The 13,242-nt window shown below is 63.2% G+C and carries 15 protein-coding genes; 11 read left to right on the top strand and 4 right to left on the bottom strand.

Features of this window, described 5'->3' with window-relative positions; all coding sequences use genetic code 11:
* The first annotated feature begins 39 nt into the window (after window positions 1-39).
* Window positions 40-1,548 carry a UbiD family decarboxylase gene (locus HHL25_RS18205; protein WP_169594546.1) on the top strand — a complete coding sequence of 503 codons (1,509 nt, stop codon included), beginning with the start codon at window positions 40-42 and terminating at the stop codon, window positions 1,546-1,548.
* Window positions 1,545-2,129, top strand: coding sequence for a UbiX family flavin prenyltransferase (locus HHL25_RS18200; protein ID WP_169594306.1), 585 nt, complete (start codon window positions 1,545-1,547; stop codon window positions 2,127-2,129). Before HHL25_RS18205 ends, HHL25_RS18200 begins: the two co-directional genes overlap by 4 nt.
* A 98-nt stretch (window positions 2,130-2,227) precedes the next feature.
* On the opposite strand, the gene HHL25_RS18195 is transcribed toward HHL25_RS18200, so the two are convergent.
* From HHL25_RS18195 to HHL25_RS18185, 3 genes are read right to left on the bottom strand one after another with little or no spacing between them, the layout of a single operon-like run.
* Window positions 2,228-2,911, bottom strand: a complete 684-nt coding sequence (locus HHL25_RS18195; RefSeq protein WP_169594304.1) for an NnrU family protein — start codon at window positions 2,909-2,911, stop codon at window positions 2,228-2,230.
* Window positions 2,908-3,381, bottom strand: a complete 474-nt coding sequence (locus HHL25_RS18190) for a hemerythrin domain-containing protein (RefSeq protein WP_169594302.1) — start codon at window positions 3,379-3,381, stop codon at window positions 2,908-2,910. Before HHL25_RS18190 ends, HHL25_RS18195 begins: the two co-directional genes overlap by 4 nt.
* A gap of 11 nt (window positions 3,382-3,392) precedes the next feature.
* Complete coding sequence (locus tag HHL25_RS18185) at window positions 3,393-3,548, bottom strand: hypothetical protein (protein ID WP_169594299.1); 156 nt, start codon at window positions 3,546-3,548, stop codon at window positions 3,393-3,395.
* Between the two features lie 101 nt (window positions 3,549-3,649).
* Here HHL25_RS18185 and HHL25_RS18180 point away from each other — a divergent pair, with 101 nt between their 5' ends.
* The 6 genes from HHL25_RS18180 (at window position 3,650) to HHL25_RS18155 (ending at window position 9,389) form a co-directional block, all read left to right on the top strand.
* Entirely contained in the window at window positions 3,650-4,219 is a 570-nt protein-coding gene (locus HHL25_RS18180; RefSeq protein ID WP_169594297.1) for a cytochrome c oxidase subunit 3, read from the top strand.
* Between the two features lie 4 nt (window positions 4,220-4,223).
* Window positions 4,224-4,496 carry a cytochrome C oxidase subunit IV family protein gene (locus tag HHL25_RS18175; RefSeq protein ID WP_169594294.1) on the top strand — a complete coding sequence of 91 codons (273 nt, stop codon included), beginning with the start codon at window positions 4,224-4,226 and terminating at the stop codon, window positions 4,494-4,496.
* A gap of 178 nt (window positions 4,497-4,674) precedes the next feature.
* Entirely contained in the window at window positions 4,675-5,127 is a 453-nt protein-coding gene (locus tag HHL25_RS18170; RefSeq protein ID WP_169594292.1) for a c-type cytochrome, read from the top strand.
* 27 nt (window positions 5,128-5,154) lie between these two features.
* The gene (locus HHL25_RS18165; RefSeq protein ID WP_169594289.1) at window positions 5,155-6,501 is read left to right on the top strand and encodes a nitric-oxide reductase large subunit; all 1,347 of its coding nucleotides are present in this window, start codon (window positions 5,155-5,157) and stop codon (window positions 6,499-6,501) included.
* A gap of 168 nt (window positions 6,502-6,669) precedes the next feature.
* Entirely contained in the window at window positions 6,670-7,479 is an 810-nt protein-coding gene (locus tag HHL25_RS18160; protein ID WP_169594286.1) for a CbbQ/NirQ/NorQ/GpvN family protein, read from the top strand.
* Between the two features lie 11 nt (window positions 7,480-7,490).
* A complete protein-coding gene (locus HHL25_RS18155; protein ID WP_169594283.1) occupies window positions 7,491-9,389 on the top strand; it encodes a nitric oxide reductase activation protein NorD in 1,899 nt (632 codons plus the stop codon).
* Between the two features lie 81 nt (window positions 9,390-9,470).
* On the opposite strand, the gene hemN is transcribed toward HHL25_RS18155, so the two are convergent.
* Window positions 9,471-10,823 carry an oxygen-independent coproporphyrinogen III oxidase gene (hemN, locus tag HHL25_RS18150; protein ID WP_169594281.1) on the bottom strand — a complete coding sequence of 451 codons (1,353 nt, stop codon included), beginning with the start codon at window positions 10,821-10,823 and terminating at the stop codon, window positions 9,471-9,473.
* Between the two features lie 212 nt (window positions 10,824-11,035).
* On the opposite strand from hemN, the gene HHL25_RS18145 reads away from it, so the two are divergent.
* Genes HHL25_RS18145 through HHL25_RS18135 form a run of 3 tightly spaced genes read left to right on the top strand, consistent with a single transcriptional unit; the run spans window position 11,036 to window position 13,239 of the window.
* Entirely contained in the window at window positions 11,036-11,317 is a 282-nt protein-coding gene (locus HHL25_RS18145) for a DUF2249 domain-containing protein (RefSeq protein WP_169594279.1), read from the top strand.
* A gap of 39 nt (window positions 11,318-11,356) precedes the next feature.
* On the top strand, window positions 11,357-12,718 hold the full coding sequence (locus tag HHL25_RS18140; RefSeq protein ID WP_169594277.1) for a hypothetical protein: 1,362 nt from the start codon (window positions 11,357-11,359) through the stop codon (window positions 12,716-12,718).
* Window positions 12,715-13,239 (top strand): DUF2249 domain-containing protein, encoded by a 525-nt coding sequence (locus HHL25_RS18135; protein WP_169594275.1) that lies wholly within the window; start codon window positions 12,715-12,717, stop codon window positions 13,237-13,239. Before HHL25_RS18140 ends, HHL25_RS18135 begins: the two co-directional genes overlap by 4 nt.
* Window positions 13,240-13,242: the final 3 nt, after the last annotated feature.

Below are 13,242 nucleotides of genomic sequence, written 5' to 3'. Positions count from 1 at the left end.
CGCAAAGACGTCATGAATATTACCCGCCACACAGGCAGCATGACACACGCAGCATCGACGATCAGGCGCTATGCCGACCTGCAGGAATTCGTGGCGGAACTCGAGCGACGGGGAAGCCTGAAACGCGTCGAAAGGCCCGTGTCGCTCGTTCACGAGGTAACGGAAATCCACCGGCGCGTGCTTGCCGCGGAGGGCCCGGCGCTGCTGTTCGAAAAGCCGGTCAATGCGGCCGGCGACGTCATGTCGATCCCCTTGCTTGCCAATCTCTTCGGCAGACGCGATCGGATCGAATGGGGTTTCGGGCTCCCAAGTGGCGGAATAGGCGAACTGGCGAGCCTGCTCGGCGAGTTGCGCGAACCCCGACCGCCGCAGTCGTTCCGAGAGGCGGTCGGCAAGCTGCCCCTCCTGCAATCCGCTCTGTCGCTCAGGGTCAGACAGGTGTCGGCTGCCGCCTGCCAGCAGGTCGTCTGGTGGGGCGACGAGATCGATCTCGGCCGCCTGCCGATCCAGTGGTGCTGGCCGGGAGAACCGGCACCGCTGGTCAGCTGGCCGCTGGTCATCACGCAGTCGCCTGACGATCCGAGCGACGTCAATGTCGGTATCTATCGCATGCAGGTGCTTGGCCGTGACCGCCTGATCATGCGGTGGCTCGCCCATCGCGGCGGCGCGAAACATCATCGCCAATGGCAGAAACTCGGCCGGGATATGCCTGTCGCGGTGGTGATCGGCGCGGATCCCGCGACGATCCTGTCGGCGGTGATGCCGCTGCCGGAAGGCATGAGCGAACTGGGTTTCGCAGGCGTGCTCAAGCGGAGGCGAAGCCGGGTCGTGAAAGCGGCGACCCAGCCGCTCTGCGTTCCCGCCAACGCCGAGATCGTGTTGGAAGGCACTGTTTCGACGAGCGAACTGGCGGATGAGGGGCCTTATGGCGACCACACCGGCTACTACAATTCGGTGGAGCGATTTCCAGTGATGACGCTCTCGGCGATCACGATGCGCAGAAAGCCGATCTATCTTTCGACCTATACGGGGCGTCCACCGGACGAGCCGTCGAAGCTTGGTGAGGCGATGAACGAGCTGTTCGTGCCGCTGGTCCGGAAGCAGTTCCCCGAAATCCACGATATCTGGCTCCCGCCGGAGGCCTGTTCCTACCGGGCGATCGTGGTGTCCATCGACAAGCGCTATCCGGGTCAGGCCAAGCGCATCATGATGGGTTTGTGGTCGATGCTGCCGCAGTTCAGCTACACGAAGCTGATCATCGTGGTGGATCCCGACATCAACGTGCGCAGCTGGCCGGACGTCATCTGGGCCTTGTCGACGCGTTTCGACGCCGGTCGCGATGTGACCGTCATTCATGACACGCCGATCGACTACCTCGATTTCGCCTCTCCGAGGCCGGGGCTGGGCGGCAAGCTCGGGCTCGACGCGACACGCAAGCTTGGCCCGGAGACGGATCGGGAGTGGGGCCGGGTTCTCGACATGGCGCCCGACGTCGTGGCACGGGTCGATGCACTCTGGGGTGAACTCGGGCTTGGAGATCCGTCATGAAGGTCCACAGGGTCGTGCTCGGCGTTTCCGGTGCATCAGGTGCGGCGATTTCGCTGCGGATTGCCGAACGGCTCGCGGCGATCGAGGCGGTCGAACTGCATCTCGTCGTGTCGGCTGCTGCCGAACGGACCTTCGCCCACGAGCTCGGCGACGGTGCGCTCCTGTCACTCGAGAAGCTCGCCGCCTGCCGCTACCGGATCGACGATATCGGCGCGGCAATCGCCAGCGGGTCGTTTCGGACGGCGGGCATGATCGTTGCGCCGTGTTCGATGCGGAGCCTTGCGGGTCTTGCCGCGGGGCTTGCCGATACCTTGCTGATCCGTGCCGCGGACGTGCATCTCAAGGAACGTCGACCGCTGGTGCTCCTTGCGCGAGAAACGCCGCTCCATCTCGGCCATCTGCGCAACATGGTTTCGGTGACCGAAATGGGGGCCGTGGTGATGCCGCCGGTGCCGGCCTTCTATCGCCGTCCCGAAAGCGTGGACGCCATTGTCGACCATATCGCCGCGCGCGCCATCGACCTTTTGCGGATCACCGACGAGCCGCTGGCCTCCGAATGGAAGGGCGATGCTGATCGCTAGAACATTTCCGGCGAGAACGGATTCGCCTCAACGCTCTATCTCTTTGTTTTGACGCAATTCTGCACACAAAACCGCTTCACACTTCTGCTGGAATTGCTCTAGAAGGTTGCGGCAAGCAGAGGGTCTGCCCCGAACAGTGCGGCATGACCGCCGGCGAGCAGCCACCAGGTGATTACGGCAGCGATCGCGGCCGAGACGATCATCGGCCGATCGATGCGAAGCCGGTTGTGGCCCTTGAGGATCGCGGCGAAGGGGATCATCGAATGGGCTCTGCTCATCGGCGCCCAGTCGTCGCCGAGACGTTTGTGCGCGCGTCGGTCGAGCATCAACAGTCCCGCAAGCGTGAAAAGCGACAAACCGCCAAACAGGATCAGCGAGCGCAGATCGCCGTTCGGGACCAGGTGGCCGACCGACCAGAGCAGGAAGCCCCACATGACCGGATGGCGTGTCACGGAGGTAATGGCACCCGGCGCCACATCCGGGCGGATGCTGACCGACATGGGATTGGAACTGGCAAGCCCCGCCAGAACCAGGAACAGACCGAGCGGAGCCGTCACGATGGTAACCTTGGCCTGCCAGCCGGCCGGTTGCCAGAGTGGAATGTAGTCCGTGGCCAGCGCCGCCTGGAACACCCAGCCGAGCACCACGATGGAGACCAGCGAGTAGATCATCAGGTAGGTTCTACGGCCGAGAAGGCTGATCGCTCCCGCCCGCACCGGCGGGAGTGCGGGTATCGAATGCAGCGCCAGGAAAGCCGTGAGCGCGATCAGCAGATTCGTCATAACAAGGCCGCCTGCCGTTCGGGCTCCCTGGCGAACAGGGAGTCGATGACGGCCGTTTCGGCGGCGATATGGCGACGGACGCATTCGAAGAAGCCGCGCAGCATGTAGCCGACGGTATCGAAGGAGAGGCCGCAGCGTCCGGCGAGGAGTGCCTTCAGCGTCAGCGAGATTTCCTCCGCAGCCAGACGGTCGCAACGGTGTTCGTTTTTCAGCCGCTCGATCATCATTGCCGTGAAACACGAGCCGGCGCTCCGGTCGAGATCCGGGAACAGCAGTTGTTCCTCGAATTTCTGCGTCCTGTCGATGAGCGGCACGACGGCGTCCGAGACCTTGCGGCAAAGGGTGTCGTCGATGTCGAATGGCAGGGAGTCTGCGAGCTCCTCGAGGCTGCGGCAGAGGCCGAGCAGTTCCTCATGGTTCTGCTGCAGGGTTTTCAGGTCCAGTTCGTCGATCCGCTTTTCCGTGCGCATGGCGCACCTCCTTACTGTCCTAGGAAAAGTATGGTCGCTATGGCGACCGATGCCAGCACTGCCGATATCGTGCCGCCGCGCTGCAAGACGCCCATGCGATAAAGCAGGATGGCAAAGCCGATGATGATAGGTGTGGCAACGGCAAGGCCGATCTGGGCATCAGTCATCGAAGCAATCTCCATTTATAATCCAATCCTAACTTGCCTCCTGTCATTTTTCTTTGAGCTTCCGCAAAGAAGCAAAGAACGGCCTTGGCTAAAAATGTCGCATGAACACGATAGCCAACATCGCCACGGCGGGGTCCGCGACGGCCGCAGACGAACAGGAAGGCGATGTCTTTCTGCTCTGGGTGCTTGTCTGGAGCGAACTGGTCGCCTTCGGTATCCTGATCTGCGCATTTCTCGTGATGTCGGCGCTCGAGCCCGATCGTTTCGCGCAGGCGCGGCTGCATCTCAGCCCGGGGCTTGCGGCCATCAATACCGTGGTTCTGTTGACGAGCGGCTGGCTCGCAGCGATCGCCGCCCGGCGCAATGCGACCTCCCGTCAGACGCAACGTTCGCTGGTCTTGGCCGCCGTGTTCGGTTTCGTGTTCGTCGGCATAAAGCTCTTCGAGTATTTCGGCGAGGCGCAGTATGCCGCCGACGAGGCTCTCAGCCGTTTCTACGAGATCTATTTCATCATCACCGGCTTCCATCTCCTGCATGTCGTATTCGGTTCGATTGTCATGCTCCTGGTGGCGATGAAGCCGTCGCGCACCAACGTGCTGCTTATCACCACGCTCTGGCATGCGGTCGATCTCGTGTGGATCGTCATGTTCCCGATCATCTACCTGGCCTGATACGATGAACCGTTTTTCCCTGGAACGCCTGCACTGGGCCTTTGTCACCCTGATGGTCCTTGCTGTCGGCGGGGCCGTCTTCGCGGCGCTGAGCGGTAGTCTGCTGGTGCCAGTCGTCATCGTGCTCGCCGCGGCCGTCGCAAAGGCGCGGCTGGTCATTCTCGACTTCATGGATCTTCGCGAAGCGCGCGGATTGTTGCGGACGGCACTGATCGGCTGGCCGGTGTTTTTCCTCGTCCTTGCCCTTTCCCGGGCCGTCCTGATCACCCTCGTTTGAGTGTCTCCTCGATCATCGCCCGTTTGTTTGCCGAAACGCAAAGAAGGCTTCTGCCGCGCCGCTAGAAAGGGAGCATCCCGCAGAACGGCTTGAGGGGCGTGTCGCCGCCGTCGACTGCAGGGGATTTCACCAGGCCGGCGGCGGAATGAAACCTACGGCAAACGAAAGGACCATGGGGATGGCAGAGCGCCTAACCAAGACAGGGGCCCGCAACGTCTTCTACGGCGGGTCCATCTTCTTCTTCACGATCTTCGTGGGCCTCACGGCCCATAGCCACTACTACATGAAGACGACATCTACCGATGAATCGACGCTGACTGACGGCGTCGCTCGCGGCAAGCATGTCTGGGAAAAGAATTCCTGCATCAATTGTCACACCCTGCTCGGCGAAGGCGCCTACTTCGCGCCGGAGCTCGGCAATGTCTGGAAGCGCTGGGGCGGTGAAAGCGACCCGGAAAGCGCCCGCGAAACGCTGAAATCGTGGATGGCCGCGCAGCCTTCGGGTGTCGAGGGACGGCGGCAGATGCCGCAGTTCAACCTGACCGAACAGGAACTCAACGACCTCGCCGATTTCCTCGAGTGGACGAGCCGGATCAAGACCCAGAACTGGCCGCCGAACGAGGCGGGCTGAGCAAGCGTCGCGACAAGGAGAAACAACATGAAATATCAAACCCAGAAGGTCGCGATGCTGTATTTCTACGGCGCGCTCGGCCTCTTCCTCGCCCAGGTGCTGTTCGGCGTGCTTGCCGGCACCATCTATGTCCTGCCCAACACGCTTTCCGAGCTCCTGCCGTTCAACATTGTCCGGATGGTCCATACCAATGCGCTCATCGTCTGGCTGTTGATGGGCTTCATGGGGGCAACCTACTATCTGCTTCCCGAAGAGGCGGAGACCGAGCTCTATAGCCCCAAACTGGCAATTGCCCAGTTCTGGATCTTCCTCGTCGCCGCTGCCGTGGCCGTGGTGGGCTATCTCTTCCACATCCACGAAGGCCGCGAGTTCCTCGAGCAGCCCTTCGCCATCAAGGTCGGCATCGTCATCGTCGCGCTGATGTTCCTGTTCAACGTGACGCTCACGATCCTCAAGGGCCGCAAGACGGTGGTCACCAACATCCTGGTCTTCGGGTTGTGGGGTGTCGCGATCTTCTTCCTCTTCGCCTTCTACAACCCGGCCAACCTGGCGCTCGACAAGATGTACTGGTGGTATGTCGTCCATCTCTGGGTCGAAGGTGTTTGGGAACTGATCATGGCGTCGGTGCTTGCCTTCCTGATGATCAAGCTCAACGGCATCGACCGCGAAGTGGTCGAGAAGTGGCTCTATGTCATCGTCGGCCTTGCTCTCTTCTCGGGCATTCTCGGCACCGGCCACCACTACTACTGGATCGGTGCCCCGGGTTACTGGCAGTGGATCGGCTCCCTGTTCTCGACGCTCGAGGTCGCTCCGTTCTTCACCATGGTGATCTTCACCTTCGTGATGAGCTGGAAGGCGGGCCGCAAGCATCCGAACAAGGCGGCGCTGCTCTGGTCGATCGGCTGCTCGGTCATGGCCTTCTTCGGCGCCGGCGTCTGGGGCTTCCTGCACACGCTGTCGTCGGTGAACTACTATACCCATGGCACCCAGGTTACCGCGGCCCATGGTCACCTCGCCTTCTTCGGCGCCTATGTGATGCTCAATCTCGCCGTCATGGCCTATGCCGTACCGGAAATCCGCGGCCGGCAGCCCTATAACCAGTGGCTCTCGATTGTCAGCTTCTGGATGATGTGCACGGCGATGTCGGTGATGACTTTCGCGCTCACGTTCGCCGGGGTTCTGCAGGTCCATCTGCAGCGCGTGCTGGGCGAAAGCTACATGGCCGTCCAGGATCAGCTTGCGCTGTTCTACTGGGTCCGCCTGGGCTCCGGCGTGGTCGTACTGATCTCCGCGCTGATGTTCATCTGGGCGATCCTGGTTCCCGGCAAGGAAAAGGCGCCTGCTTTCGGCGGCTACGCCGAACCCGCCGAGTAAATCTCTGCTTCTCCCTTCGGGGAGAGGGCAGTCCTCCGCCCCGGATGAGGGGGCGCCGTTTGTCCCCTCATCCCTTTCGAATGCGACTGGTGCCTCTTCCCGCCGGGGAGGAGGCACCGAACAAATCTTGTCCGTGACGGCATCGTCAGCCTTGAAGGAAACACCCCGATGAACATCATGCTCACCAATCCTCCATCCGGCGTCGACATCCCGGCCTATACACCGATCGGCAACGAGTGCGAGCTGTTCGAGACGGCCTGGACCCGCCAGCTTCCGCTGCTGCTCAAGGGGCCCACCGGCTGCGGCAAGACCCGCTTCGTCAGCCACATGGCCGCCAGGCTCGGCCTGCCGCTCTCGACGGTCTCGTGCCATGACGACCTTGCTGCTGCGGACCTGACCGGCCGCTTTCTGCTCAAGGGCGGTGACACGGTCTGGGTCGACGGTCCTCTCACGCGCGCGGTGCGTGACGGCGGGATTTGCTATCTCGACGAGGTGGTCGAAGCCCGCAAGGACGTCGCCGTGGTTCTCCATCCGCTGACCGACGATCGGCGCATCCTGCCGCTCGAACGAACCGGCGAGCAGTTGAGCGCACCGCCCGGTTTCATGCTCGTCGTTTCCTACAATCCGGGCTACCAGAACCTGCTGAAGACGCTAAAGCCTTCGACGCGCCAGCGTTTCGTCGCCATTGAGTTCGACTTCCTGCCGCGCGATCGCGAGATCGCCGTGGTGGCCGCGGAAAGCGGACTGGCCGAGGGGCTGGTCGTGCCGCTCGTCGAGCTCGCGCGGCGCCTGCGTGCACTCAAGGGACATGATCTCGAAGAAGGCGTGTCGACGCGTCTCCTGGTCTACTGCGCGAGCCTCATCGACGCCGGCCTGCCGCCGAAGGATGCGGTGCGCTCGGCCATGATCGAGCCGCTCACCGACGAAGCCGATGTACGCGCAGCCCTTCTCGAACTGGCCGGCGCGATCATCCGCTAGAGAGGTATGTCATGCTGGACTTCCTCGAACTGGAAGAAACCGTCGGCCGCGCCTGGCACAACATCGCCGGCAATACACGCACCTGGCCTCGCTATCCCGAGGCGGGGGTGGCGCTGGAGGGTGTCCAGGCGGTGCTTGCCGTGTGCTTTCGCGGCTTCGGCGGCGAGCACGCGGTCCAGATCGCACCGGCGCGGGGTCGCACCTCCGGTCACCGTCTCAAGCTTCGCCAGCGGCTGGGTCTTGGAGAGGAGAAACTGGTGCAACCCGGTCGCGACCATGCGACCCTGATGCTTCCTCCGGTGATCGACCTCTTTCCGCACGCTTCGTTGAATGGCGATCTCTATGTCTGGCTTGCTGCGGTGATGGCAACCATGCCGCTCGATCCGGTAGCGGACGTGGATCCGCTGGTCCGTGATGTTTCCCTGCTGGCGCGGGCCGAGGCTTCCGCGCGGGCGACGATCAGAGCCTTTCCGGGGCTCGAGGTTCGTTACCGCCGTCTGTGCGCCGCGGCACTGGTAGAGCGGCATCGTGGCAAGCTGCCGCGGGTCGAGCAAATGGTCGAGGATCGGGTGATCGGCCTGTTGCGCGCCGGAGCGGGCCTCGCACCTCTCGCTTTTCCGGAACCGCTGCCGGCCCGCGCACCGCCGGGCTATCTGCCGATGTTGCCGGTACCGCTATGGCCGGACGCTCTCATTCGAGAGGAAAGCCCTCCCCGGGAGGGCGAGGACCGCCCTGCGGCAGGTGGCGATCGGCAAGGTGCGGCCGCTGGGCGCCACATTGCGACCCGGGAGAAGAATGACGGCCGGGACAAGGATCGCAGCCCCTTCATTCTCAACCGGTTCGAGAAGATCCTCGCCATGGCCGAGATGGTCAATGTCGATCGCCCCGGCGACGACAGCGACGACCACGACGCGACCGCGGCAGAGGAACTCGACGACATGACGCTCGGCGAGCGCAAAGGGCGTCCGTCGGCCCGCTTCCGCTTCGACCTCGACCTGCCACCCGAAGCGCTCGACCGCACGCCCCTGTCAGCCGAACTGTCCTATCCTGAATGGGACTACCGGCGGAATGCGTATCTCAAGAACTATTGTCGGGTTCTTTCCGGCCCGGCAAGCGAAGCCGGCGAGGGTCCGGAAACGAGTGCGGCGATGAGGAGCCTGATCCGGCGCGTGCGCCGCCAGTTCGAGGTTCTGCGTCCGCGGCACGAAATGTTGCGTGCGCAGCTCGATGGGGCCGATCTCGACCTCGACGCGGTCGTGCGCAGTCGGACCGATCTCAGGGCCGGAGGCGAGGGGAGCGATCGCATCCATCTGATGAGCCGGCCGCAGGCGCATGATCTTGCCGTCACGCTGCTCGTTGACGTTTCACTGTCGACCGATGCCTGGTTCGACGACCGGCGCGTGCTGGATGTGGAAAAGGAAGCGCTTCTGGTGCTCGCCAATGGTCTCTCCGCATGCGGCGACAACCATTCGATCCTGACATTCACCTCGCGCCGCAGATCCTGGGTTCGCGTTGAGACGATCAAGGACTTCGGCGAGAAGATGGGGCCGGTGGTCGAGAACCGCATCGCCGCCCTGAAACCGGGCTACTACACGCGCATCGGAGCGGCGATCCGCCATGCGACTGCGAAGCTCGCCGAACAGCCGAACCGTCGGCAGCTCCTGCTGGTGCTAACCGATGGCAAGCCGAACGACGTCGATCACTACGAGGGACGCTTTGCTCTCGAAGACAGCCGTCGCGCGGTCGTGGAAGCCCGTCGCAAGGGTGTTCGGGTGTTCGGGGTGACGGTCGATCGCGACGCGAAATCCTATGTGCCGGCAATTTTCGGGCAGCACGGCTATGCCGTCGTGTCCAACATCGGGCGGCTGCCGTCGGCCCTGCCGGCGATCTATCGCGGCCTTGCCGGATAAGGCGGAGGCAGGTCGCGAAAAGAAAGGCCCGGTGCTTGGGGTAGCACCGGGCCTTTCCGTATCCGGGAGAGGGCGAAAGTCTCAGGCTGCCTTGGAATGGGTCCGGGTCGACTGGTCGAGATAGGCGTCAAAGCTGGCCGCCACCGCGCGGATGACGAAGCGGCAGTCGCGGCGAACGGAAACGACACCGTCGGCGATATCCGCGATGCCGTCCTCGAGGATGTTCTCGAACATCGCGTTGCCGTTCAGCAGCTGATCGGGTTCGAAACCGTGGGCTGCGCACAGCGCGGGAAGATCGGCCCTGAAATCGCACATGAGCCGCTCGATCACGGTCGCCCGCAGCCGGTCTTCCGCGGTCATGCGGTAACCTTTCGCGGTTGCGAGCTTTCCGGAGGCGATGCGCTGCGCGTATTGACCGATTGCCACCTCGTTCTGGACGTAGCCGTCCGCGGTCCGGCCGATCGCAGAGGCGCCGAGACCGATCAGCGTTGTGCAGGCATCCGTCGTGTAACCCTGGAAATTACGGTGCAGACGGCCGTTCTCGGCGGCGAGGGAGAGTTCGTCGTCCGGCAGGGCAAAATGGTCCAGACCGATCCGGCGATAGCCGGCGGAGGAGAGTGTATCGGCTATGGCTTCCGCCTGGGCATGCCGGGTGGCGGCGTCCGGGAGCGCATTTTCGTCGATCAGGCGCTGGTGCTTCTTGAAGGACGGGATGTGCGCATAGCCGAAGACGGCGAAACGGTCCGGGCGCATTGCGATCGCTGTCCTGGCCGTCGCCACGCAGGATTCCACGGTCTGATGCGGCAGCCCGTAGATCAGGTCGAAGTTGATGCTCTCGATCCCGGCGCCACGCAGACCGGAAACCGCATTGGCCGTCTGTTCCACAGTCTGGATGCGGTTGATTGCCTTCTGCACGGTCGGATCGAAACTCTGCACTCCGAGGCTGGCGCGGGTTACCCCGGACTGTCCCAATGCACCGATCATCGATCGGGAAAGCGTGCGCGGGTCGATCTCGACGGCGATCCCGGCGGTGGGGGTGACGTCCAGTTCCCGTTGCAGGAAGGCTGACAGGTCGAGAAACTCTTCCGGTTTCATGATCGTCGGCGTGCCGCCGCCGAAGTGGATCTGTCCTACTCTCAGTGTTTTGCCGGCCGCCTTGCCCACCAGTCTGATCTCCCGCTTCAGGACGTCGAGATAGTCGAGGATCGGTTGGTCCTTCTGCGTGATCGAGGTGTGACAGCCGCAATACCAGCACATGGACCGGCAGAACGGGATGTGCAGGTAGAGAGAAACGGCCTCCCGAGCGGGGATGCGCGACAGCCAGTCGCCATAGGTGCCGGCTGCGATGCCGGGGGCAAAGCGGGGCGCCGTTGGATAGCTCGTGTAGCGGGGCAGGCGGGACTCGCCATATTTCCGGATCAATTCATGGGGCATCGGGGCTCTCCAGTTTTTGGTGAACCATTCCTAGACCGGCCGTTCGTCTTGCTCTTTGCCAAATCCCAATCAGCGCGGCGAAAGCCGGCCGGGCATCTCGGACTTGTTTGCGCGGCGTCAAGTTTCGATGACCGACTTCACGCTAGAAATGCCGGCAGGCCGGGGCCGGGCCGCGACGGAAACCGGCATGCCGAAACAGACAGGATAGACTGATGACCGACATTGCAGAGATCAAGCCATCGATCGACGTACGCCTCGTACCGCCGCCGGAACGCCATCCCCGGATCTTCGGTATGCTCAACGCACTGCTTCCAGGCGGCTCGATGCTGATCACGAGTGACCATGATCCGCGGCCGTTGCATTATCATCTCGAAACGAACTTCTCGGGCATGTTCGGCTGGGAATATCTCGAACAGGGACCGGAGGTCTGGCGGGTCGAGATCGCACGCATGAAAGACGCCGGCTGCGAGTGCAGCTGTGGCGGGGACCATTAGGCGGACCGTCCCTGACGCTTCCGCTATGAGGTGATCGACATGCCGAGTGCCAGTCTTTCCCGTTGGACAATGGGCTACTTCGCGGCCGCTTGCCTTTTTCTGCTGATCGGTCAGGCATTGCTGGCCGCGGGCTACGGAGACCCGATATCCGCGGTCGAGGCGCCGTCGACGCTTGCCGTCGTTCACCTCTTCACGGCCGGCTGGCTCGGGCTCCTGATGTCCGGTGCGCTGCTGCAGTTCGTGCCGGTCCTGATCGCCAAGCCGCTCAAAGGCGAGGGCGCAGCCTTTCCCGCACTCGGCGCGATCGTCGCCGGAGCGTCGAGCCTCGTCATCGGCTTTGCCGGCATGGCCGGGGATCTCTCGCTTGCGCCGCATCTGCTCACCTGCGGTGCTCTCCTGCTCGCGGGTGGCTATCTCTGCGTTGCGGCCATTCTCGTTCTCACGATCGCCACCGCGCGACCACTCGGTCTGCCAGCCCGCTTCGTCACCGTCGGCCTCTTCTGTCTCTGCGCGACGTTCGGTCTCGGCGTCATCTTCGCCCTTGCACTTTCGGGTTTTCTGCCGGCCAGCTGGCTCGCCTTCCTGCCTGATGCGCTGCCCTTGCACGTCGCCTTGGGTCTCGGAGGCTGGCTGAGTTTTTCTGCGCTCGGTGTCAGCTACAGACTGCTGCCGATGTTCATGCTGGCGCCCGACAGCGCTTCCCGGTTCGGCGGCAAGGTGTGGATTGCCGGCTCCGCAGCTATCGCGGTGCTGACCGCCGTGCTTGCTATGGTCCTGGCCGATGTCCCGGGTGCCAGGATAATCATGGTTGCCGCACTCGGGCTGTCGGTCGTCGGACTCGGCCTCTATGGTGCCGACCTTCTCACAATTTACCGGGCGCGGCGTCGACCACAGCTGGAGCTGAACAGTCTTGCCAGCATAGCGGCATTCGCGGCGCTCGCTGCCGGAGCGCTGTGGCTGACGCTCGCAACAATCGCGGGGCGGCTTGGCGAAGATGTTCCGGCGATCGTCTATCTTCTCGGGTTCGGATGGCTGACAGGCCTCGGGCTCGCCAAGCTCTACAAGATCGTACCTTTCCTGACCTGGCTCGAATGCTATGGCCCGGTCCTCGGTCGTGGACCGACGCCGCGGGTGCAGGATCTCGTCAACGAACCGCGTGCGCGGCTGTGGTTCGCGATGTTCCATTGCGCCGTGGTCGCCTCGACGGTTTCGCTTGTGCTTGGAAGCAATCTTCTTTTTCGCAGCGCCGCCAGCCTGCAATTCGCCGCGATTGCCGGGCTTTGTTTCGAATTCTTCCGTGCCCGAAGCCTGATGGAGGTCGAGCCCAATAAGCGCTTGCCCGCGGGCGCCGTTCGGCCCAATTTCTTTCTACCCTCTTTTCACCCCATGAGGTCACAATGACAACGCCTTATAGAGAACTCGACGTGCGTCCCATCCTGCGCAATGGCGGGGAACCGTTCCATGCGATCATGGAGGCCGTGCAATCGCTGAAGCCAGGCGAAGGGCTCAGGCTCGTGGCCACCTTCAAGCCCGAGCCGCTTTTCCGCGTGATGGGCAAGCGCGGATATGCGCACGAGGCGTCCGAGATCGAGGGCGGCGACTGGCAGGTGCTTTTCACGCCCGAGGCCGGAGGCGCGGCCGATTTCGCCGCCTCGAGCGGGGCAGCCGAGGCGGCGGCCGTGTGGGCCGAGCCAATCTTCCATCTCGACCTCACCGATCTCGATCCCCCGGAGCCGATGGCCAAGATCCTGTCCCGGATCGAACTCATGGAGCCGGGCGAGGTTCTCTTCGCGCTGCTATCGCGTGAACCCGTCTTCCTGATGCCGGAACTGGAGAAGCGCGGTCACCAGTGGGTCGGAAACTACGACGAGACGGGCGAGGCCTACCGCATGCTGGTGCGGATCGGCGGCGTGGCGGAGTAGGTG

The sequence above is a fragment of the Rhizobium terricola genome (genome assembly GCF_012927355.1).
GTDB classification, from domain to species: Bacteria; Pseudomonadota; Alphaproteobacteria; order Rhizobiales; family Rhizobiaceae; genus Allorhizobium; species Allorhizobium terricola.
This window is presented reverse-complemented; position numbering and strand designations above follow the sequence as displayed.